The sequence below is a fragment of the Herbiconiux liukaitaii genome, assembly GCF_041927495.1.
Taxonomy (GTDB): Bacteria; Actinomycetota; Actinomycetes; order Actinomycetales; family Microbacteriaceae; genus Herbiconiux; species Herbiconiux liukaitaii.
The window spans coordinates 336,051-356,834 of the sequence record NZ_JBHFHG010000007.1; the positions used below are offsets into that span (position 1 = coordinate 336,051).

21 protein-coding genes and 1 tRNA gene are annotated in these 20,784 nt (G+C 69.5%); 10 read left to right on the forward strand and 12 right to left on the reverse strand.

The features are described from left to right. Window positions 1–807: 807 nt before the first annotated feature. The 3 genes from epsC to ACEXQC_RS16030 form a co-directional block, all read right to left on the reverse strand. A complete protein-coding gene (epsC, locus tag ACEXQC_RS16020; protein WP_374824898.1) occupies window positions 808–1,434 on the reverse strand; it encodes a serine O-acetyltransferase EpsC in 627 nt (208 codons plus the stop codon). Window positions 1,435–1,495: 61 nt separating this feature from the next. Continuing rightward, on the reverse strand, window positions 1,496–2,434 hold the full coding sequence (gene cysK, locus ACEXQC_RS16025) for a cysteine synthase A (RefSeq protein ID WP_374824584.1): 939 nt from the start codon (window positions 2,432–2,434) through the stop codon (window positions 1,496–1,498). A 145-nt stretch (window positions 2,435–2,579) separates the two neighbouring features. Continuing rightward, window positions 2,580–3,020, reverse strand: coding sequence for a hypothetical protein (locus tag ACEXQC_RS16030; protein WP_374824587.1), 441 nt, complete (start codon window positions 3,018–3,020; stop codon window positions 2,580–2,582). A gap of 133 nt (window positions 3,021–3,153) precedes the next feature. Between ACEXQC_RS16030 and ACEXQC_RS16035 the strand changes: the two genes are divergently transcribed. Continuing rightward, window positions 3,154–4,080 carry an aldose 1-epimerase family protein gene (locus tag ACEXQC_RS16035; protein ID WP_374824590.1) on the forward strand — a complete coding sequence of 309 codons (927 nt, stop codon included), beginning with the start codon at window positions 3,154–3,156 and terminating at the stop codon, window positions 4,078–4,080. Between the two features lie 53 nt (window positions 4,081–4,133). Here ACEXQC_RS16035 and ACEXQC_RS16040 read toward each other — a convergent pair whose 3' ends face one another. Further along, the gene (locus ACEXQC_RS16040) at window positions 4,134–5,528 is read right to left on the reverse strand and encodes an MFS transporter (RefSeq protein ID WP_374824593.1); all 1,395 of its coding nucleotides are present in this window, start codon (window positions 5,526–5,528) and stop codon (window positions 4,134–4,136) included. Window positions 5,529–5,715: 187 nt separating this feature from the next. On the opposite strand from ACEXQC_RS16040, the gene ACEXQC_RS16045 reads away from it, so the two are divergent. Beyond that, the gene (locus ACEXQC_RS16045; RefSeq protein ID WP_374824596.1) at window positions 5,716–6,384 is read left to right on the forward strand and encodes a TMEM175 family protein; all 669 of its coding nucleotides are present in this window, start codon (window positions 5,716–5,718) and stop codon (window positions 6,382–6,384) included. Here ACEXQC_RS16045 and ACEXQC_RS16050 read toward each other — a convergent pair. Further along, window positions 6,314–7,282, reverse strand: coding sequence for an alpha/beta fold hydrolase (locus ACEXQC_RS16050; RefSeq protein ID WP_374824599.1), 969 nt, complete (start codon window positions 7,280–7,282; stop codon window positions 6,314–6,316). The two genes, ACEXQC_RS16045 and ACEXQC_RS16050, sit on opposite strands and share 71 nt — an antisense overlap. A gap of 104 nt (window positions 7,283–7,386) precedes the next feature. Between ACEXQC_RS16050 and ACEXQC_RS16055 the strand changes: the two genes are divergently transcribed. The 4 genes from ACEXQC_RS16055 to ACEXQC_RS16070 all read left to right on the forward strand — a co-directional run bounded on the left by ACEXQC_RS16055 (window position 7,387) and on the right by ACEXQC_RS16070 (window position 10,328). Continuing rightward, entirely contained in the window at window positions 7,387–7,782 is a 396-nt protein-coding gene (locus ACEXQC_RS16055) for a YchJ family protein (RefSeq protein WP_374824900.1), read from the forward strand. A gap of 193 nt (window positions 7,783–7,975) precedes the next feature. After that, window positions 7,976–8,263: a hypothetical protein gene (locus ACEXQC_RS16060; RefSeq protein WP_374824602.1), complete on the forward strand. Its 288-nt coding sequence runs from the start codon at window positions 7,976–7,978 to the stop codon at window positions 8,261–8,263. Window positions 8,264–8,366: 103 nt separating this feature from the next. Next, window positions 8,367–9,017: a DUF5701 family protein gene (locus ACEXQC_RS16065; RefSeq protein WP_374824606.1), complete on the forward strand. Its 651-nt coding sequence runs from the start codon at window positions 8,367–8,369 to the stop codon at window positions 9,015–9,017. Window positions 9,018–9,143: 126 nt separating this feature from the next. After that, window positions 9,144–10,328 (forward strand): FAD-dependent oxidoreductase, encoded by a 1,185-nt coding sequence (locus ACEXQC_RS16070; RefSeq protein WP_374824609.1) that lies wholly within the window; start codon window positions 9,144–9,146, stop codon window positions 10,326–10,328. Window positions 10,329–10,363: 35 nt separating this feature from the next. Here the strand turns inward: ACEXQC_RS16070 and ACEXQC_RS16075 are convergent, their stop codons facing one another. Next, the gene (locus ACEXQC_RS16075; RefSeq protein ID WP_374824612.1) at window positions 10,364–10,858 is read right to left on the reverse strand and encodes a MarR family winged helix-turn-helix transcriptional regulator; all 495 of its coding nucleotides are present in this window, start codon (window positions 10,856–10,858) and stop codon (window positions 10,364–10,366) included. Between the two features lie 130 nt (window positions 10,859–10,988). Between ACEXQC_RS16075 and ACEXQC_RS16080 the strand changes: the two genes are divergently transcribed. Then, complete coding sequence (locus tag ACEXQC_RS16080) at window positions 10,989–11,561, forward strand: NAD(P)-binding domain-containing protein (RefSeq protein WP_374824615.1); 573 nt, start codon at window positions 10,989–10,991, stop codon at window positions 11,559–11,561. Between the two features lie 58 nt (window positions 11,562–11,619). Next, a complete protein-coding gene (locus tag ACEXQC_RS16085) occupies window positions 11,620–11,982 on the forward strand; it encodes a DoxX family protein (RefSeq protein ID WP_374824617.1) in 363 nt (120 codons plus the stop codon). Window positions 11,983–12,163: 181 nt separating this feature from the next. Here the strand turns inward: ACEXQC_RS16085 and ACEXQC_RS16090 are convergent, their stop codons facing one another. Continuing rightward, entirely contained in the window at window positions 12,164–12,877 is a 714-nt protein-coding gene (locus ACEXQC_RS16090; RefSeq protein WP_374824620.1) for a DUF3800 domain-containing protein, read from the reverse strand. Window positions 12,878–12,996: 119 nt separating this feature from the next. Continuing rightward, a tRNA-Arg gene (locus ACEXQC_RS16095) sits at window positions 12,997–13,073 on the reverse strand. A gap of 126 nt (window positions 13,074–13,199) precedes the next feature. On the opposite strand from ACEXQC_RS16095, the gene ACEXQC_RS16100 reads away from it, so the two are divergent. Continuing rightward, a complete protein-coding gene (locus ACEXQC_RS16100; protein ID WP_374824623.1) occupies window positions 13,200–16,490 on the forward strand; it encodes a DEAD/DEAH box helicase in 3,291 nt (1,096 codons plus the stop codon). A gap of 17 nt (window positions 16,491–16,507) precedes the next feature. Here ACEXQC_RS16100 and ACEXQC_RS16105 read toward each other — a convergent pair whose 3' ends face one another. From ACEXQC_RS16105 to ald, 3 genes are all read right to left on the reverse strand, one after another. Beyond that, window positions 16,508–17,059 carry a flavin reductase family protein gene (locus ACEXQC_RS16105; protein WP_374824626.1) on the reverse strand — a complete coding sequence of 184 codons (552 nt, stop codon included), beginning with the start codon at window positions 17,057–17,059 and terminating at the stop codon, window positions 16,508–16,510. Window positions 17,060–17,079: 20 nt separating this feature from the next. Next, a complete protein-coding gene (locus ACEXQC_RS16110) occupies window positions 17,080–17,631 on the reverse strand; it encodes an NADPH-dependent FMN reductase (RefSeq protein WP_374824629.1) in 552 nt (183 codons plus the stop codon). Window positions 17,632–17,837: 206 nt separating this feature from the next. Beyond that, window positions 17,838–18,968: an alanine dehydrogenase gene (gene ald, locus ACEXQC_RS16115; RefSeq protein WP_374824632.1), complete on the reverse strand. Its 1,131-nt coding sequence runs from the start codon at window positions 18,966–18,968 to the stop codon at window positions 17,838–17,840. A 139-nt stretch (window positions 18,969–19,107) separates the two neighbouring features. On the opposite strand from ald, the gene ACEXQC_RS16120 reads away from it, so the two are divergent. Then, window positions 19,108–19,614 carry an Lrp/AsnC family transcriptional regulator gene (locus tag ACEXQC_RS16120; RefSeq protein WP_374824635.1) on the forward strand — a complete coding sequence of 169 codons (507 nt, stop codon included), beginning with the start codon at window positions 19,108–19,110 and terminating at the stop codon, window positions 19,612–19,614. A 28-nt stretch (window positions 19,615–19,642) separates the two neighbouring features. Here the strand turns inward: ACEXQC_RS16120 and ACEXQC_RS16125 are convergent, their stop codons facing one another. Continuing rightward, window positions 19,643–20,755: a bifunctional 2-methylcitrate synthase/citrate synthase gene (locus tag ACEXQC_RS16125; protein WP_374824638.1), complete on the reverse strand. Its 1,113-nt coding sequence runs from the start codon at window positions 20,753–20,755 to the stop codon at window positions 19,643–19,645. Window positions 20,756–20,784: the final 29 nt, after the last annotated feature.

A 20,784-nucleotide genomic window follows, 5' to 3' on the forward strand; every position in this document is an offset into this window, starting at 1 on the left:
ATCCGTCGAACGAGACGGAGATGTCCCGAGCGCCATTCGGAGTCCCTTGAAGCGGCGCACCGGGCACCGAGCTGAGCAGGGTCGTCGCGCGAGTGCGGAGTGAGCGGCTGTAGACCTGGGTCTCGCCCCGCGAGTTCGCGGCAGTCAGATCGCTCGCACGACTGGTGAAGACCACCGTTTCACCATCACCGGAGATCACTGCCTGATCTGCAGTGCCGGACGAACCGACGGGGACGGGGTCGGTGTTCAAGGTGACCAGTTGGGCGCCGGCCGCCCCCCTCGTCCACAGCAGCACTTGCGAGGTTCGAGACCGCGTGCCGACCGCGATGTTGCTGGCGTATGAGATGTAGGAGACCCGCGATCCGTCGGCGGAGATGCTCGGCGCATAGGAGCGCGCATCCCCGGGAACGGCACCGACCCCGGCGCTGAGGAGCGTCGTTGTACCCTCGACCGTGTCTCGGAGATAGACCTGGTCGGTGCCGGAGGTGGAGGTCGAGGTCAGATCACTGGCCGAGGACGAGAACGCGACGTACCGGCCGTCTTGCGAGACCGAGGCAAGTCGCGAGGGCCCGCTGGCCCCAGCGCCGGCCGCGGTAGTGCTCGCGAGCCGCGTGACAGAGGGCGGGATGAGATCAGCAACCGCCACGACCGATGCCGTCGACATGGCGCTCGGGGATACAACTCCCGCTGTCGCCAGAGCCGTCGCAACTGCAACCATCGCCAGCACTGCTCGCCTCACGAGACCCTCCGCCCATCACCACAACAGGACGCGATGATGGGAGGACACTACCAGATGCCGAGCAATCCTCAGATGTAGATGGCGGGGTCGAGGTAGAAGGCGGGGTCGGTGAGCGACTCGCGCGTGGCCGCGGGGGCGGCTGTGTGGGCCGGGAGGTGGGTGATGTCGCGGGCCGGGATGCCGACGAGCACCGCGCCGGGCAGGGCATCCTTCACCACGACCGCTCCGGCGCCCACGGCCGCGTCGGCGCCGATGACGACGGGGCCGAGCACGGTGGCGTTGGCACCCACCACCACGCGGTCGCCGAGCGTGGGGTGCCGCTTCTCGCGCCGGGCGCTTCGACCGCCGAGGGTGACGCCGTGGTAGAGCATGACGTCGTCGCCGATCACGGCGGTCTCGCCGATCACGACCCCCATGCCGTGGTCGATGAAGAGGCGCCGGCCGATGCGCGCGCCGGGGTGGATCTCGACGCCCGTGAGGAAGCGCGCGAACTGCGACAGCAACCGCGCGGGCAGCTTGAGGCCCGGGCTCCTCCACCAGCGGTGCGCCACCCGGTAGACCCACACCGCGTGCACCCCGGGGTAGGCGAGCACGACCTCGACGTCGCTCCGGGCGGCGGGATCATGCTGCCTGGCCGCCCGCACGTCCTCCCGCACCCGCCCGAGCACCCGGCGAAGGGCACCCGGAGCGCCCAGAGCGCCACGCGCCGATCCACCACCGGGCACCCGCCCGGCACCACCGCTCACGAGCAGCGGCTCAGTCGGCGAGGCCGGCCCACAGCGGGGTCGAGATGTAGCGCTCACCCAGGTCGCAGACGATGGCCACGATCGTCTTGCCGGCGTTCTCGGGGCGCTTCGCGACCTCGACGGCCGCCCACAGGATGGCTCCCGACGAGATGCCCGCCATGATGCCCTCCTCGCTAGCGAGGCGACGGGCCGTGACGAGCGAGTCGTCGAGCGACACGTCGATGATCTCGTCGTAGATCTCGCGGTCGAGAATAGGCGGCACGATGTTGGCGCCGATGCCCTGGATCTTGTGCGGCCCGGCCTTGCCCTGCGTGAGCAGTGGCGAGTCGAGGGGCTCGACGCCGATGACCTGCACACCGGGCTTGCGCTCCTTGAGCACCTGACCCACACCCGTGATGGTGCCGCCCGTGCCGATGCCGGCCACGAAGATGTCGACGGCCCCGTCCGTGTCCTCCCAGATCTCCTCGGCCGTGGTCGCGCGGTGCACCGCCGGGTTCGCCTCGTTCTCGAACTGGTGGGCGAGGATCGAGTTGGGCGTCGATGCCACGATCTCCTCGGCCTTCGCCAGTGCGCCCTTGATGCCCTCCGGGCCAGGGGTGAGCACGAGCTCGGCGCCGTAGGCGCGCATCACGACACGGCGCTCGGACGACGCGGTCTCCGGCATCGTCAGCACGACCTTGTACCCGCGGGCCGCCCCCACCATGGCGAGCGCGATGCCCGTGTTGCCGCTCGTGCCCTCCACGATCGTGCCGCCTGGCTGCAGAGCGCCCGACTTCTCGGCTGCATCCACGATGGCCACGCCGATCCGGTCCTTCACGCTGTTGGCGGGGTTGTAGAACTCGAGCTTGCCGAGCACCGTGGCGCCGGTGCCCTCGGCGAGGCGGTTGATGCGCACGAGGGGGGTGCGGCCGACCAGTGCGGTGACGTCGTCGTAGATGCGAGCTGCCATGGGATGGGTCCTTCTCAATGAGACCGGGATCGGGGCCCGGCGCGATCGTGTCCTGCCGTGAAGCTTGCTCTCCACATTAGTTCGAGCCTGCACCCTCGCGTCTTTTTGTGACGCGGGATACAGGCTCGAACGAGAAGTTGCGTTATCAGCCGCAGGTGACGGTGCGACCGTCGAGCTCGTGGTACCCCGGGCCGAGCGTGTTGCACTCGGCGACGACACCGGCGATCAGCGCGATGAACAGGATGATTCCGATGATGCTCAGCACCACGCCGATGATGCCGAGGATGATGCCGACGGTGGCGGGTGTGTTCTTGGGCACCCCGCCGTTCTTGGACTGCTTCTTCGCGATGGCGCTCACGATGATGCCGGCGATGTGGCCGACCAGGGGGAACACGAAGAACGAGACGATCGAGATGATCATGCCGACGAGGCCCATGGTCTTGCCGGGCACGGCGGCGGGCTGCTGGCCGTAGCCCTGCTGCTGGCCGTAGCCCTGCTGGTTCACCGGCGGCGCGGACTGGTACTGCGGAGCGGCGGGCGGAGGCGAAGACTGGGGCGGGACCGGGGGCTTGTAGTCATCAGTCATGGTGATTCCTTACTCTTCTGCAACGTCCAGGACGCTGCCAGGGTACCGCGATGCCCTCCGCACGGCACGGAAGAGCGGCGGCGGGCCCCGGCACGACGGGCTAGCGTTGATCTGAACCGTTCGAAGGAGCACCGTGCCCGCATCCGCCCCCCTCTCCGGAACCCGCATCGATCTCGAGCACGGCGCCTACCGCGCCTCGCTCGCCGGCGTGGGCGCGAGCCTGCGCCTGCTGCAGCACGACGGTCGCGACCTCGTGGTGCCGTTCGAGGCCGACGAGGTGCGCCCCGCCTACCGCGGCGTCACCCTCGTGCCGTGGCCGAACCGGGTGGTCGACGGCCGCTACACGTTCGAGGGAGAGGAACGGCAGCTCGCGCTCACCGAGCCCTCTCGCGGTCACGCCCTGCACGGCCTCGCGACCTGGCTCGAGTACACCGTGACCGACAGGTCGGTCGACTCCGTGGTCTTCCGGGCCGAGATCCCGGCCCAGGCGGGCTACCCGCACCGGCTCGCGATCGAGGTGGAGTACCGCCTCGACGACGACGGCCTGCACCAGAGCGTGACCGCCGTCAACACGGGCTCGACCGCCGCGCCCTACGGCACCGGACCGCATCCGTACCTCGTGGCCGGCCCCGCCCCGCTCGAGGAGTGGACGCTCGATCTGCCCGCCGCCGAGGTGCTCACGGTCACACCGGATCGGCTCATCCCCCTCGAGCTCGTGGCCGTGGAGACCGAGGCGCGCGGCGTCTTCGACTTCCGCACCCCGCGGGTGCTCGCCGAGACGGCCATCGACCACGCCTACACGGGCCTCACCCGCGACTCCTCCGGCACGGCGACGGTGAGGGTGACGGATGCGAGTGGCAGCGGCGTGCGGATGAGCTTCGGCGAGGAGTGCGGCTGGGTGCAGATCCACACCGCCGACCTCGACCCGGTGCGCCCGCGGATCGGCCTGGCGGTCGAGCCCATGACGTGCCCGCCCGATGCGTTCAACACGGGCCGCGACCTGATCCTGATCCAGCCGGGCGAGCGGGCCACGGCATCCTGGACCATCTCGGCCGTCTGAGGCCCGGCGATCCCGGCGACCCTGGCGACCCCGCGCTGAGCGGTCTGCCTGCTCTACGCCACGTCGTCGGCGTCCGGGATGCTCGCACCCCGGTAGGCCTTGTGGTGGCGCGGGATGAACACGGCCACCACAACGCCCGCCACCGCGGCGACGCCCGAGATGATGAACGCGAGCTGGAATCCGGTGGCGCTCGGGGTCGCGAGCTCGCCGGATCCGACGATGTTGGCCGAGAGCACCACGCCGAGCACCGCACTCGCCAGCGTGGAGCCGAGGGTGCGCATGACGGAGTTGAGGCCGTTCGAGCCGGCCGTCTCGGTGGCGGGAACGGCGCCCATGATGAGCGTGGGCATGGCCGCGTAGGCGAATCCCACACCGAAGCCGACGGCCGTGGCTATGACCACCATGTGCCAGATCTCGGTCATGAGGAACACGGCGATGAGGTACGCCACGGCGATGATCACGATGCCGAGCAGCAGGCTCGTGCGAGCGCCCCGCGCGCGGGTGAGCCGAGCCGCGACGGGCGACATCGCCCACATCACGAGGCCGGAGGGCATGAGGCAGAGGCTCGCCACGAGCATCGACTGTCCGAGGCCGATTCCGGTCGCGGGTGACGCCTCGAGGATCTGCGGCAGCACCACGGTGCTCGCGAAGAACGCGAAGCCCACGGTCACCGAGGCGAGGTTGGTGAGCAGCACCGTGCGCCTGGCGGCGATCCGCAGGTCGATGAGTGGGCTCTTGATGCGGAGCTCGTAGACGCCCCAGAGCAGGAGCACGACGAGCCCGCCCGCGAGCAGACCGAGCGTGATGGGGCTGCCCCAGCCCCAGCTGCCGCCCTTCGTGATGCCGAGGAGCACGCCGATGAGGCCGATGCCGAGACCGATCGCGCCGAGCACGTCGAAGGTGCCCTCGCTGCGCAGCGTGCTCACCGGGATGAGCTTGAGCACGAGAACGAAGCCGACGGCCGCGAGCACTCCGGAGAGCACGAACAGCAGGTGCCAGTCGAGGTACTGCGAGATGGCGGCGGCCACGGGCAGCCCGACCGCGCCGCCCACACCGAGCGTGGCGCTCACGAGGGCCACGGCGCCGCCGAGGCGATCGCGGTGCAGCACGTCGCGGAGGATGCTGACGCCGAGCGGGATGACACCGAGGCCCACACCCTGCAGGGCCCGGCCCACGATGAGGAGGATGAGGTCGTCGGCGAAGAAGGCCACGGCCGATCCGGCGATCACGAGCAGCAGCAGCACGAGCACCATGCGGCGCTTGCCGTAGAGGTCGCCGAGGCGGCCCGAGATGGGGGTGGCCACCGCGGCGGCCAGGAGGGTGACGGTCACGGCCCACTGCGAGTCCTCGGCCGAGACGCCGAGGAGATCGGGGAGGGAGGGAACGAGCGGGGTGAGCAGCGTCATCATGAACGCGGCGATGAGCCCCGTGAAGGCGAGGGTGAACACGACGGCGCGCTGATTGACGGGCCGGCGCAGGCGTGCGCGCTGGTCATCCGTCAGCCACGGTGTGCTGGCGGTGTCGATCGACGTGAAGTTCTGGTCCGAGATGATTGCCCCCTGTAAAGTACTTTAGCGTGCAACCGGTCGGAGGCCGTGTGTATTCCTGATCGCCTCGGATCGCGATAATGGGCACATGAGCAGAGCCCCCGCGAACCGTGCCGCGCTCAAGCGCACCGAGCGCGGTTTCGACCGGCTGGTCAACTTCAGCGATGCCGTCGTGGCGATCGCCATCACACTCCTGATCCTGCCGCTCGTCGATGTCGCGGGCGAGCTGGGCGATGCGACGCTCGGTGAGCTGCTCGACAAGGAGTGGCCGTCGCTCATGGTCTTCGCGATCAGCTTCGCGGTGATCGGCCGGTTCTGGCTCGCGCATCATCGCGCGTTCGAGCAGTACTCCGACTACAACACGGCGCTCATGTGGACGAACCTGTTCTGGCTGCTCACGATCGTGTTCCTGCCCTTCCCCACCGAGCTCATGGCACAGGGGGGCAACACGTCGCAGGCCACCGTGCTGCTCTACATCGGCACCATGGTGCTCACGAGCGCTGCGGCGTCGCTCTCGCACTGGATCGTCATCCGCCACCCCGAGCTGCAGGCACCTGATGTGCGGGGCACCCTCTCGATGTGGCCGTCGCTCACCGCGCTCGGGATGCTCGTGGTGGCGCTCGTGCTGTCGCAGATCGTGCCGGGGCTGGGCCTGTTCTCCCTCTTCGCGCTGCTGCTGCTCGGGCCTATCCAGGCGGTGCAGAAGCGGCGTGCGCCTCGCCGGCCCGCTGCAGAAAGCCCACCGCCGCCTGCTTGAAGACGCGGGAGGTGACGGCGCTGAGATGGTCGCGGCCGGGCAGCTCTACGAAGTCGGCGTGCGGGATGCTCGCGGCCGTCTGGCGCACGGCGGGAGCGAGGTCGTCGTCGGCGCCCACCACGAAGAGCATCGGCTGGCGGGGCACGCGGGCGGCGGGGTCGAAGCCGTGACGCCGCATCGCCTCGGCCACCCGCACGAGCGCGTGCGGGTCGTTGCCGGGCACCCCGCGGGCCATGCGCAGGTAGCGCGCGGTCACGGCATCGGCCGGCGCGGCATCCGCTTGGTCATCGCTTTCGGCGAGCGCCGACAGGGCCGCCGCGTGGTCGAAGCCCGCGAACGAGCCGGTGACGGGAGCGCCGCCGAGCACGAGCGAGCGCACGCGCTGCGGATGGCGGAGCGCCAGGTCCCACGCCAGGCGCGCGCCCAGCGAGTACCCGATGACATGGACGGGATCCGTGCCTGAGCCGGTGTTGGTGTCTGTGACGGTGCCGGTGCCCGTGCCTGTGACGGTGCCGGTGTCCGTGCCGGTGCCGGTGCCGGTGCCCGCACCTTCGCCCTCGCCCTCGCCCGGCAGCTCGTGTCCGCCGGTGCCCGCCGCATCGAGCACGGCCACGAGGTCGCCGCGGAAGCGCGCCAGGCCGTAGGCCGCGAGCGCGCGGGGCCGGCCGCTCTCGCCGTGGCCGCGCAGGTCGGCCGTCACCACGCGGAACCCGGCCTCGAGCAGCGGCTCGGCCCAGCGCGCCCGCAGCCAGTTGCCCTCGCGACTCGAGGCGAAGCCGTGCACGAGCAGCACCACCGGATGCGCCACATCGCCCAGCGCCTCCCAGGCGACGGCCACACCATCGGGCCGCACGACGACCCCACCCTGCCGATCAGGTCCACCCTGTCGAGCGGGCATCCGCTCTCCACTCGTCACGTCGCGCTCCGCATCACACCTCCCAGGCTAGGCGGGCACGGTGGCGTCGCCCTCCCGCGCGGATCGATAATGATCCGGTGCCCGCGATCGACGACTCCACACGCTGCCCCTGCCTGAGCGGGAGCACCTACGGCGAGTGCTGCGGGCTCTACCACCGCGGTGACGCCGCGGCCCCCACAGCCGAGCGGCTCATGCGCTCGCGCTACTCGGCCTTCGCGATCGGCGACGCGGACTACCTGCGGGCCAGCTGGCATCCGAGCACCCGTCCGCCTGCGCTCGAGCTCGACGACGACGTGCGCTGGTACCGCCTCGACATCCTCGACCGCCGGGCGGGGGGCGTGCTCGACACCGAGGGCGAGGTCGAGTTCCGCGCCCGCTACCGCCCCAAGCCCGACCGCCCGCTCGCGACGGCCGGCGAGGTGCACGAGCGCAGCCGCTTCCTCCGCGAGAACGGCCACTGGCTCTACGTCGAGGCCCTCTAAGGACCCCGCACCTGCACCCGCACTTGCACCCGCCATCCGCACCCTGCCACCGAGCCCGCATCCGCATCCGCTCGCCGTTCCGTTCTCGCAGCCCCGGCATCCGTCGAGCAGCGCTCGGCGCTCGAGACCTTCCGTCGTAGGCTCGCGCCCATCGGCAGCACTCGGCTCCGACCACGACGGATGCGGAGACCGCATGAGCACCGACGACCTCGACCCCACCGACAACGACGCGCCTGACCTCGACCCCACAGCAAACGACCGCACCGATCGCTCGCGCGCCGACGGCGAGAAGCTCGCGGGAGCCGCCACGCCCGACGACGCCGACCGCGATCCGGACCTCGACGAGTTCGCCTACGAGGAGCGCGTCGCCGACCCCGACGACCCCGTGGCCGAGACGGTCACCGGCTCGGGCCTCGAGCCCGAACCTTCCGCCGACGAGCACGCCGACAGCCCCAACCTCGACGCCGACGGCGTCGCCTGAGAACCCGCTCGGGCGCACTGCAGGCGCGTCTCGGGCCGGGAGGGTGGAATAGGGGTGGGGGGTTCGGCGTTGGGGTGCATATCCGGCACGAGAGGCGCCCATCATGTCCCTGACCTTCACGACCGACGCCACCACCCGCACCCCCACCATCACCGAGCAGCTCGCTCGCCTCATCGAGCTCGGCCTGCCCGAGGCCGCAGGCGTGAGCCCCGAGGAGCTGCGCAGCTACGCGAGCAAGCTGCGTGCGCGGCCCGACTCGATCCTCGTGGTGAACCCCTGCATCGCGCCGCCGTCGAAGCTCGCCACCCTGCTGCAGCGCGGCGGCAAGCGCGGCTTCGTGGTGGAGGACATGACCGACCTCGACGACTTCGCACCCCTCGACGAGCTCCGCCTCACCGAGCAGCCGCTCTACCTCGTGCACGGCATTGAGCGTGGCGACGATCTCGCCAACCGCACACCCGACGAGGCCCTGCCCGAGCTCTCCGCTCGCGGTCGCCGTCCGCTCACCGTCAACGAGGGCCTCAGCTGGCTGCTGCAGCAGCCCGACCTGCTCGAGCCCGGCCACTGCTTCATGACCATCGGATCGCGCAAGAAGGTCGACGGCGGGCTCGACACGCGCACCCCCGCCATCTGGATCTCGGGTGGCAGCGGGCGCGACGGTCGCCTGCGCCGCGGAGCCCCGAAGGTCGGCTGGTGCTGGGCGGGCAACCGCCACACCTGGCTCGGCTTCGCGTCGACGCCCGCGGCGGCGTAACGGCCGTCTCGGGAGCCGAGCGATCCCCCATGGCGCTCGGCCCATCGGAGTGCGAAGATGGACCTCGGATTGTAAGACAGTCGGATCACCTCACGAGGCATCCGCTTCCGAGACAGTGAGGTCTGGATGAGCACACCCCAGGTGATCGTCGTCGGCGCAGGCCCTGTGGGGTTGCTCTCGGCGCTGGCCCTCGCGCAGCGAGGCATCCGCGTGACGGTCGTGGAGAAGGACACGCGACTCAACGATTCCCCCCGTGCCGCCGTCTACCACTGGTGCGTGCTCGAGGTGCTCGAGAAGTTCGGGGTGCGCGAAGACGCCGAGGCGGAGGGCGTGATCGTGCGGGGCAACGCGTTCCGCAAGCCGTCGACGGGTGAGTCGGTGCTCATCGGCCAGGAGGCCATCGCGGGCGTCGTGCCCTACCCCTACAACCTCAACCTCGGTCAGGACAGGCTCGGCCAGATCTGCCTCGACCACCTCGCGCGACTGCCGGAGGCCGAGATCCGCTGGGGAGAGGGAGTGGTGTCGCTCGAGCAGGTTGACGACTCCGTCACCGTGATGCTGGAATCGGGCGAGTCGATCCGCGCCGACTGGGTGATCGGTGCCGACGGCGGTCGGAGCGCCGTGCGCACGAGCCTCGGTCTCGGCTTTCCCGGCATGACCTGGGACGACCGGTTCGTGGCCACGAACATCCGCTTCGACTTCGAGGCGCACGGTTTCAACCGGGCGAACATGGTGATGGATGCCGAGCTCGGCTGCATCGTGGCGCTGCTCGACCGCGAGGGGCTGTGGCGGGTGACCTTCGCCGAGAGCGAGGAGCTGCCCGAGGAGACGATCCCCGAGCGGATCGACGACTTCCTGCAGGCCTTCCTGCCCGGTGCTGCCGGCCGCAAGGAGTACGAGCTCGTGCAGTACTCGCCGTACCACATGCACCAGCGCTCGGCCGAGACGTATCGCGTGGGGCGGGTGCTGCTTGCGGGGGATGCCGCGCACCTCACCAACCCGACGGGCGCGATGGGGCTCACCACGGGGGTTTTCGACGTGGAGCTGCTCGTCGACCGCCTGGGGGCGGTCATCGCGGGCGAGGCGGATGGCAGTGCTCTCGACGACTACGCCACGCGCCGCCGCACCGCGTTCCTCGAGAAGGCGTCGCCCACCGCGAGTCGTTTCAAGCACCTCGTCTACGACGGCGTGCAGGCCGACATCGACGAGGCCTTCGAGCAGTACCAGCGCGTGGAGGGCGACCCGGTCGCGGCCCGCGAGTTCTTCCTGGGCGTGCAGACCCTGCGAGAGCCGGAGTTCCGGAGCGCGTAGGGCGACGAGCCGAGCTCAGCCGGACCGGGCCCCGCTCAGCCGAGCTTGCCCGAGCATGCTCCGTCCGGGCCGACGGCCGCCGAGATCTTGGCCGCAATGCTCCCGAGCTGCTTGACCTCGGCTCGCGTGAGGTGGTCGAAGACGAGCTCGCGCACGCGGGCCACGTGCCCGGGAGCGGTGGCGACGACCTTCGCGAATCCGGCATCCGTCAGCGTCGCCAGGGTGCTGCGGCCGTCCTCCGGATCGGGTCTCCTCTCGACCCAGCCCTGGTCGCCCAGGCGGTTCACCACCTTCGACAGCCGGGAGAGGGTGCTGTTGGCGAAGCGGGCGAGCTCGCTGAGCCGCATGGTGCGGTCATCCTGCTCGGAGAGAGCGGAGAGCACACCGTACTCGAAGTGGCTCACGCCGGAGTCGGCCTGCAGCTGGATGTCGAGGGCCGACGGCAGCCACATCGTGCTCGTCACCAGCGACCTCCAGGCGGCGCCCTCGTCGTCGGTCAGCCACAGCGGATCCGTCTCGTTCGTGCTCATACCCGCCACTCTACGTCGATTCACTTGACATGGAAAGTTTTGCGGTCCATGCTCTTACTTGCCCTGGAAAGTAATCTCCGGGTATTCGACAACCGGCGTCGAGCTGACGCCGCACGAGAGGAAGAACATCATGACCAAGGCGACCATCTTCGGCAAGGGCAACATGGGCAGTGCGATCGCGGGGATCCTCGCGGCCGGCGGTGCCGACGTGGAGCACATCGACACGGCGACCGAGAACGCCACCGTGACGGGCGACATCGTGATCCTCGCCGTGCCCTACGCGGCCTTCGGCGACATCCTCGCGACCTACGGCGACCAGTTCGCCGGCCGCATCGTGGTGGACATCACCAACCCGATCGACTTCCAGACCTTCCAGCTCGCCGTGCCGGCCGACAGTGCCGCTGCCGCGGAGCTGGCCGCCGCGCTGCCGTCGTCGAAGGTGCTGAAGGCCTTCAACACCAACTTCGCCGCCTCGCTCGTGGGCAGGACGGTGGGCGACAACCCCACCACGGTGCTCATCGCCGGTGACGACGCCGATGCGAAGGCCGCCCTCGCCGCTGCCGTCACGGCCGGCGGAGTCAAGGCCCTCGATGTCGGGCCGCTCACCTCGGCGCGCGAGCTCGAGGCCCTCGGGCTGCTGCAGCTGCAGCTCGCGATCGGTCAGAAGATCGGTTTCACCGGCGGCTTCTCGGTCACGGCGTAACCCGACCCCCGTCTCGCCCCTTCCCCCTCGCACCTTCCCCCTCACCACCTGGAGCATCATGATCATCGCGTTCTACATCGTCGCCGGCTTGACCGCGCTCGCCTTCCTCGCCTTCGGCCTCATGAAGCTCGCGAGGCCGAAGGCAGCCCTCAAGCAGAGCGGCCTCGCGTGGGTCGACGACTTCTCGGGCACCTCGGTGAAGCTCATCGGTCTCGCCGAGGTGCTCGGAGCGCTCGGTCTGATCCTCCCCATGGCCACGGGGATCGCGCCGATCCTCTCCCCGATCGCCGGCCTCTGCCTCGCGGTCGTGATGATCGGGGCGGTGATCGTGCACGTGCGCCGCAAGGAGACCCCCCTGCCGGCCGTCGTGCTGGTGCTGCTCCCCCTGGCAGCCGCGATCCTCGGCTTCCTCTCCCTCTGAGCCCACCTGCCCCTCACCCGCCGCGTCTCTCATGCGCTACCGCCCCGGTGTCGGCATGACGTGTTATCCTTCCCGCGCAGGACGCCTACGGGCCTCCCGCACCCAGCCAGTTCCCTCGCCTCGTGCGGGGGATCTGTGTTTAAGCCTCCAGTTCAAGTCAGGGCTTGACGCAAGCCTGTCTTCAGGGCTTCCAGATGTAGTAGAACCGGCATGCGGTCATCACCGTCGTGAAGATCGACTCGACCGCCGCTGCGACTCGCGCATCCGACTCGATCACGGTCTCGTGCCGATTCACGAAGTAGGTCGCCACGTCTGAGATCTGCAGCAGGCGACTGGAGTGCGAGGGTCCGAAGTAGATGGTGTCGGCGATCCGGTCGACCGGTTTGGTCGTGTACCCCCTGGCGCTCGTGGACTTGAACTGACGCAGGTTGCGGCGACTGTCCGGAGCGGAGTGATGCTCGTCCGCGACCACGAGCGCCACCGTTCCCTCGGGGGCGTCCTTGCGCACGATCTCGTCGATGGATTCGAACGTCTGCGCTGTGCAGAGGGCGTGTGGTGCATGCGTCCTCGCCCCGTACCGCGCCTCGAGCCTGTTCACATCGATTCCTCGGAGGACGTACTTCGCGCCGGACGCGGCAAGCGCCTTCGCCACCAGCTTGCAGGCCTTCACCCGCCACCCGGTGGGAACGATCTCCCACTCGCCGCGGCCGTGGAACATGTCGTAGCCGTGGAACTCGGCCAGCGGATCGAATCCCGTGACATCGGCGGCGATCATCCTGCCGATGTGGTCGAGACTCGTCTCGATCCGCTGGATGGAGGAGCTGTCGACGATGACAGACCCCATGAAATAGAAGTCGTCGTTGCGCGCGGACTCATCGAGATAGGCGACCCACACGGTGACTACCTTGCCACAACAGGATGCTTAAAGCCGAGTAATCGTCAATCGAACTCGTGGCATGACGTTACTGGTGCTGGGAAACACAAAAGCGACCCGCTTTCGCGAGTCGCTTTCTGTGGTGCGCCCTAAGGGATTCGAACCCCTGGCCTTCTGATCCGTAGTCAGACGCTCTATCCAGCTGAGCTAAGGGCGCATGGTGCGGATGACTTCTCCGCACGAACATCAGAGCCTAGCACGAGCGGAATGCAGCACAAAGTCGAGCCCGCATCAGCCGGCGCACGGGTGGGTTCGGGGTCGGTGGAGGGTGGGAGCATGGAGCGTGCGGAGTTGGCAGGCGGTGATGGGCGACGTGGTCGGGGCTCCGGCGCGCTCCGCTGAGCCCACCACTCCGATGGGGCTGCAGTTCGAGGTGCGCGAGCTCACGCCGCGCACGCACGACCGCTGGCGCGGCCCCACCTCGAAGACCGCGACGCCGCCCACCGCTGCACCCACCGAATCGAGCGGTGCCGGGAGTGCCGGCGGGGCGGAGGGTGCGGGTGGGGTGGACGGCACCCGGGGTGCCGGTGCAGCGGAGAGTGCGGGCGGGGGCGGGGCGGGCAGTGTCCCCTCGCGGCGGCTCGGGGTGCGGCCTGTGGTGCGGGTGGGGGCCGGGGGGTTCGTGAAGGCCAACGTGACGTGGGGGTCGTTCACGCATCAGGTGAATCGGCTCAACCTCGATCCCGAGCATCATCGGTGGTTCGCCCAGTTCGCCGCTCTGCACCGCGCGACCCGCACCGGGCTCACCGCCCCCGAGACCGACTGGCTCGCTCTCGACGACTTCACGAGCCCCCTGCTGTGGCAGCTGCTCGACGAGGCCAGGCGCCTCGGCATCGCGCTCGTGACGTCCGCCAAGGGCGGCACCGTCGAGGTCACCGCGGGCGCCACTGTGGGCCTGGATGCGCGGCGCGGCTCCGACGGCGCGCTCACCCTCGACCCCGTGGTCGCGTTCTGGCACCGCGACCGGGCGGTCGGCGATGGCCCCACCCCGTTCCTCCCGGTCGACACCGCGTCGCACGCGGCAACAGAATCGCCGGCAACCGCGACCGCCCCCGGGGCCGCACCCACACCCGGACCTGCCACCGCGGCCGCCGCGGCTGCAACCGGCGCCGGCGCCATCGGCACCCACGGCATCTACGCCTACCGCCTCGCCAAGCGCCCCACGATCACGCTCGGGCCCTCAACATCCGCATCCGTACCCGCAGCCGCATCCGCATCCGCGCCAGCGCCAGCGCCAGCAAACGGCCCGCTCCCTCCCGGCCCGCTCACTCCTGCCCTCCTCACTCCCACGCCGCTCACCCCCGAGCAGGTCGCGCTGCTGGGGCGGACGCCCGTCGTCGTGCCCGGCGCCGAGACCGCGCAGTTCTTCGAGGAGTACTTCCCCACCCTCCGCCGCGGCGTCGACATCGCGTCCCCCGACGGCTCGGTCGAGTTCCCCGAGGTGCCCCCACCCGAGCTGCTGCTCACCGCCCGCTTCCGCGGCGAGGACCTGCTGCAGCTCGACTGGGAGTGGCTCGGCATCCGCGACCCCGACGCCGAACGCGCCCTGGTCGACGCCACGGTGATCGAGCTCGACGCCGTGCTCACCCGCTTCCCCTCCACCATCGCTCCCCTCGGCCCGCGGCTCGACAGCGTCACCCTGCGGGGAGTCGACGCGGCCGCCTTCGCCGAGAAGGCCCTGCCCATGCTCGACGCCCTCGACGGGGTGAAGGTCGAGGTCATCGGCCCCCGACCGGTCTACCGCGAGCTCACCGGCCACCCCGACATCACCCTCACGACCGTCGAGACCCTCAAGCGCGACTGGTTCGACCTCGGCATCGTGGTGAACATCGGCGAGTACCGGATCCCGTTCGGCCCCCTCTTCAAGGCCCTCTCGAAGGGCTCGAAGAAGATGCTCATGGTCGACAGGACCTACCTCTCGCTCGATCACCCCGCCTTCGACCGCCTCAAGGAGCTGCTCGAGGAGGCCGGCACCCTCGACGAGTGGGAGACGGGTGTGCGGATCGCCCGGCACCAGCTCACCCTCTGGGCCGAGTTCGACGACCTCGCCGACGAGAGCGTGGAGGCGGTGGCCTGGCGGGAGGCCGTAGAGGGCCTGCGCGACGTCGACCGGGTGCCGGAGACACCACTGCCCGAGGGTGTGCGTGCCGAGCTGCGGCCGTACCAGAAGGCCGGCTTCGACTGGCTGGCGTTCCTCTGGCGGCACCGGCTCGGCGGAGTGCTGGCCGACGACATGGGGCTCGGCAAGACACTGCAGACGCTCGCGTTCATCGCCCACACCCGGGAGCAGGCCCCCACGCGCGAGCAGGCCCCGGATGCGCCCCCCTTCCTCGTGGTGGCCCCCACCTCCGTGGTCGCCACCTGGGCCGACGAGGCCGCCAGGTTCACCCCTGGCCTCACGGTCCGCACCATCACGGCCACAGAGTCCACCGGCACCGCAACCGGCCCAGCCGGCAGCAGCACCATCGCCGACACCGCCACCGGCGCCGACATCGTCGTGACCAGCTACGCCCTCTTCCGCCTCGACGCCCCCGCCTACCAGCGCATCCCCTGGTCGGGCCTCGTGCTCGACGAGGCGCAGTTCGTCAAGAACCACCGCTCCCGTCTGCACGCCTGCGCCCGCGACCTCGACGTGCCGTTCACGCTCGCCGTCACCGGCACCCCGCTCGAGAACGACCTCCTCGAGCTCTGGGCCCTCTTCGACCTCACCGCCCCCGGCCTCTTCCCCTCCCCCACGCGCTTCGCCGAGAGGTTCCAGCGGCCGATCGAACGCGGCCAGGATGTGCGGGCCCTCGAGACGCTGCGCCGTCGCATCCGCCCGTTCCTGCTACGTCGCACCAAGGAGTCGGTGGCGCCCGAACTGCCCCCGCGACAGGAGCAGGTGCTGCCGGTCGAGCTCGCCCCCGCCCACCGCCACCTCTACGACACCGTGCTGCAGCGCGAGCGCCAGAAGCTCTTCGGCCTCATCGAGGATCTCGACCGCAACCGCTTCATCGTGTTCCGCTCGCTCACCCTGCTGCGCATGCTGAGCCTCGACGCGAGCCTCATCGACGAGGCGCACGCGAGCATCCCCTCCTCCAAGCTCGACGTGCTCGTGCAGCACCTCACCGAGCTCGCCGCCGAGGGGCATCGCGCCCTCGTGTTCAGCCAGTTCACGAGCTACCTCGCGAAGGTCGCCGACAGGCTCGACGCCGAGGGGATGGCGCACGAGTACCTCGACGGCTCCACGAGACGCCGCCCCGAGGTCATCGCGCGCTTCCGCGAGGGGGATGCGCCGGTGTTCCTCATCAGCCTCAAGGCAGGCGGATTCGGGCTCACGCTCACCGAGGCCGACTACGTCTTCCTGCTCGATCCGTGGTGGAACCCGGCGAGCGAGGCGCAGGCCGTGGACCGCACGCACCGCATCGGCCAGACGAAGCCGGTCACCGTCTACCGCCTGGTGGCGACGGGCACCATCGAGGAGAAGGTGATGGAGCTCAAGCGTCACAAGGCGAAGCTCTTCGACGCCGTGCTCGACGACGCCGGTTTCGACGCCGCCCTCACGGCCGACGACATCCGCGCCCTGCTCGCCTGAGCTCCCTCACATGCCGCTCAGCCCGCGAGGGCGTCGAGGTCGCGCAGGTGCCGGTACTGGCCCTTGAAGTAGAGCAGCGGCTCCTCCTTGTGCCAGGAGGCCGGGCTCATCTCGTTGACGCGGCCGATGACGATGTAGTGGTCGCCCGCCTCGTGCTCGGCCCAGATGTCGCAGTCGAGCCACATGAGGGTGTCGGCGATCACCGGGTTGCCGGCCACCGTGGGGTTCCACGAGACGCCGGCCCACTTGTCGGTGCCCTTGCGTGCGAACTGGTTCGAGACCGTGTGCTGGTCGTGGGCGAGCACGTTGACGGCGAACTTGCCGGTCTCGCGCACTCGCGGGTAGGTGGTGGAGTTCGTCATCACGCTGAACGACACGAGCGGCGGCTCGGTCGAGACCGAGTAGAACGACTGGCAGGTGAAGCCGATCGGCCCCTCCTCGTCGATGCCGCTGATGATGGTGATGCCCGAGGCGTAGTGGCCGAGCGTGTCGCGGAAGACCCTGGGGTCGAAGGCGGGCCCGGTGGCGATATCGGTGGAGTCGGTGGCGATTCTGGTGTCGAGTGTCATTGTCAGCTCCTAGTGCGGGGTTACGAGACCGGCGCGGATGCGGAGGCGAGAGAGCGGGTGGCACCCGCGACCGCGGCGAGGCGGTCGAGGTTGGCGATGTACTCCTGGGCGGCGGTCTCCACGATCTCGTCGAGCCGATCCATCTGGCTCGCCACGAAGTAGAAGCCGCGACCGGGAACGGTGGCGCCGAGCTCGACGAGCAGCGGTGCCAGGTTCACGGTGGGGCCCATCGCGTGGGTGAGGTCGCCTCCGGTGAGCACCGGGATGGCCGTCACCCCCGAGAGTCCGTTCGCCGGATACCGATCGAGGAACGCCTTCAGCAGCCCGGTGTACGTCGCCTTGTAGGTGGGCGACGCGAACACCACGAAGTCGCTCTCGGCGACCCGGGCGTTCAGAGCGGCCATCTCATCCGAGGGCCAGGCGAAGATCTCGGCCGTGTGGTCGGCCAGATCGATCACCTCGAGCTCGTACGAGCCCTGCTGCAGCAGCTTCTCCACGAGGGTCTCGGCCACTTTGAGGGTGCGTGACTTGGGCTTGGGGTTGCCCACCACGATCGTTGCTTTGAGTGCCATGATTCTCACTTCATACCGGTTGTCAGGAAATGAGGAGGGCCGGAACCGTGCCCGAGGCGAAAGCGATGCATCGCAGGCCGAAGGCGGGGACACCGACATCCCTCACACACCACCGAGATCTTGTGGCCCGGTGGGCCCGCAACGGCTTACGTTGCCATTTCAGTATGAACGTCCCGCGTTACAGGCGTATTACGCGGGTCGAATCTTTACGACGAGCTTTTCCTGAGCTCCTCCAGCTCGGTGACGGGGGTGTAGCCGAAGGCGGGGAACGCGGCGGCGGTGCCCTCGTGGGTGAGGCGACCGTCGACGGTCGAGACCGCGGGAACGAGGGCGGGATTGCGCGTGATGGCCTCGCGCCAGCCGAGGTCGGCGAGCTGCACCACGTAGGGCAGCGTGGCGTTGGTGAGGGCGGAGGTCGAGGTCGACGAGACGGCACCCGGCATGTTGGCCACGCAGTAGAAGATCGAGTTCTCGACGAGGTAGGTGGGATCGTCGTGCGTGGTGGGGCGGGAGTCTTCGAAGCAGCCGCCCTGGTCGATGGCGATGTCGACGAGCACTGATCCCGGCTTCATGCGCGAGACGAGCTCGTGCGAGACGAGCTTGGGGGCCTTCGCACCGGGCACGAGCACGGCACCGATCACGAGGTCGGCCTCGAGCACACTGCGCTCGACCTCGAAGGCGTTCGACACGACGGTCTTGACGCGGCCCGAGTACACCTCGTCGAGGTGGCGCAGGCGCGGGATGCTGAGATCGAGCACGGTCACGTCGGCGCCGGCCGCCACGGCCTGCTGCACGGCGTTCTCGCCGGCCATTCCGCCGCCGATCACGGTGACCTTCGCGGGCCGCACACCGGGGACACCGCCGAGCAGCACACCTCGACCGCCCTGCGAGCCCATGAGGTGGTAGCCGCCCACGAGCACGGAGAGCCGGCCGGCCACCTCGCTCATGGGGGCGAGCAGCGGCAGCGATCCGTCGGCCAGCTGCACGGTCTCGTAGGCGATGGAGGTGGCCTTCGAGGCCAGGAGCGCCTCGACGAGCGGCTCGGCGGCGGCGAGGTGCAGGTAGGTGAAGAGCAGCTGGCCCTCGCGCAGTCGCCCGTACTCGGGGGCGATGGGCTCCTTGACCTTCACGATCATCTCGGCAGTCCACACGGTGTCGACGTCGACGAGGGAGGCGCCCGCGGCCTCGTACTCTGCATCCGAGATGGCAGCGCCGAGGCCCGCCGACGACTCGACCATCACGGTGTGCCCGTGCCGCACGAGCTCGAAGACCCCCGAGGGCGTCATGGCCACTCGGAACTCGTTGTTCTTGATCTCCTTCGGAACTCCGATGATCACGAGGCTTCTCCTTCTGCGGGGTCCTGCGGGGCGGGACGGTCAGGAAAAGTATCGAAGCGATTTGGCCCCGTGTCACTGGTCCCGAATATAATTCGGATGAACGGCCGATTCGGCCTCAGGCATTCGAGGAGGCCCGTGCATGAGCGCGATCGATGAAATCGACGAGCGGATCGTCTGGGAGCTCTGCCGCGAGGGGCGGCTGCCCAACAAGGAGCTCGCGGAGCGGGTGGGCATCGCGCCCTCCACGTGTCTCATGCGGGTGCGCGCCCTGCACAGGAGCGGCGTGCTGCGGTCGTTCCACGCACAGCCCGACTGGGCGTCGCTCGGCCTCTCGATCGAGGCGATCGTGGCCGTGCGACTGAAGGCGCAGGCGCGCGGCCAGATCAAGACCTACGCGCAGCGCGTGATCACGCTGCCCAACGTGCTCAACGTCTTCTTCCTCGGCGGCCCCGACGACTTCCTCATCCACGTGGCCTGCTCCTCCACGGGGCAGCTGCGCGACTTCGTGGCGACCGAGCTGAGCCTCGACAGCTCGGTGGCCTCCACCCAGACCAACATCATCTTCGAGCACCTGATCGGGGTGGAGAACATGGACGAGGGCGGCACCTGGGGCCGCATCCGCGACGCGGTCCCAGGCTCGCCCTGACCCCAGACTTGCCCTGACCGACTCCCGGCTAGATGTGGCGCTCGTCCGGCCCGTTGTACTCCGAGAGCGGGCGGATGAGCGCGTTCGAGGCCAGCTGCTCGCGGATGTGCGCCGTCCAGCCCGTGATGCGCGACGCCACGAAGAGCGGCGTGAACAGCTCGGTGTCGAAGCCCATGAGGTGGTACGCAGGGCCCGACGGGTAGTCGAGGTTCGGCTGGATGGCCTTCCGCGACTGCATGGCGTCGTTGAGCGCGTCGTAGAGCGCGAGCAGGTCGGGCCGGTCGTACTCCTCGATGAGGGTGTCGAGCGAGGCCTTCATGGTGGGCACCCGCGAGTCGCCGCTCTTGTAGACCCGGTGGCCGAAGCCCATGATCTTCTTCTTCGACGCGAGCGCATCCTCGAGCCAGCCCTCGGCCGCGTCGGCCGATCCGATCTCGTCGAAGACGTGCATGACGGCCTCGTTGGCCCCGCCGTGCAGCGGACCCTTGAGCGCGCCGATGCCGGCGACGACCGCGGAGTACAGATCCGAGAGGGTCGAGGTCACGACGCGCGCCGTGAACGTGGAGGCGTTGAAGGAGTGCTCGGCGTAGAGGATCATCGACACGTCGAAGGCCTTCACGACCACGTCGGAGGGCACCTCGCCGAAGGTCATCCTGAGGAAGTTCGCGGAGTAGCCGAGCGAGGCATCCGGTTCCACGAGCTCCTGGCCGCGGCGCCGGCGCTGGTCGTAGGAGATGATCGCGGGGAGCTTGGCGAGCAGCGTGAGCGACTTCGCGAGGGTGCCGGCGGGGCTCGCATCCTCCCACGAGGGGTCGAGGGCGCCGATGACGCTCACGGCCGTGCGCACCACGTCCATCGGATGCGCGGTGAGCGGCAGCTCGTCGATCACGCGCTTCACGGCGGGGTCGAGGGCGCGCTGCGAGCGCTCGAGCTGCTCGAAGGCGGCCAGCTCGGCCGGGCTCGGCAGTTCGCCGTTCCAGAGCAGGTACGCGACCTGCTCGAACGAGCACGAGGCCGCGAGCTCCTGCACGGGGTAGCCCCGGTAAAGCAGCGAGTTGGTCTCGGGGTTGACCTTCGAGACGGCGGTGTAGTCGACGACCACACCGGCCAGACCCTTCTTGATGTCGGACGGTTCGGTCATGTCAGCTCCTCGGTGAGTGATCGGTTCGG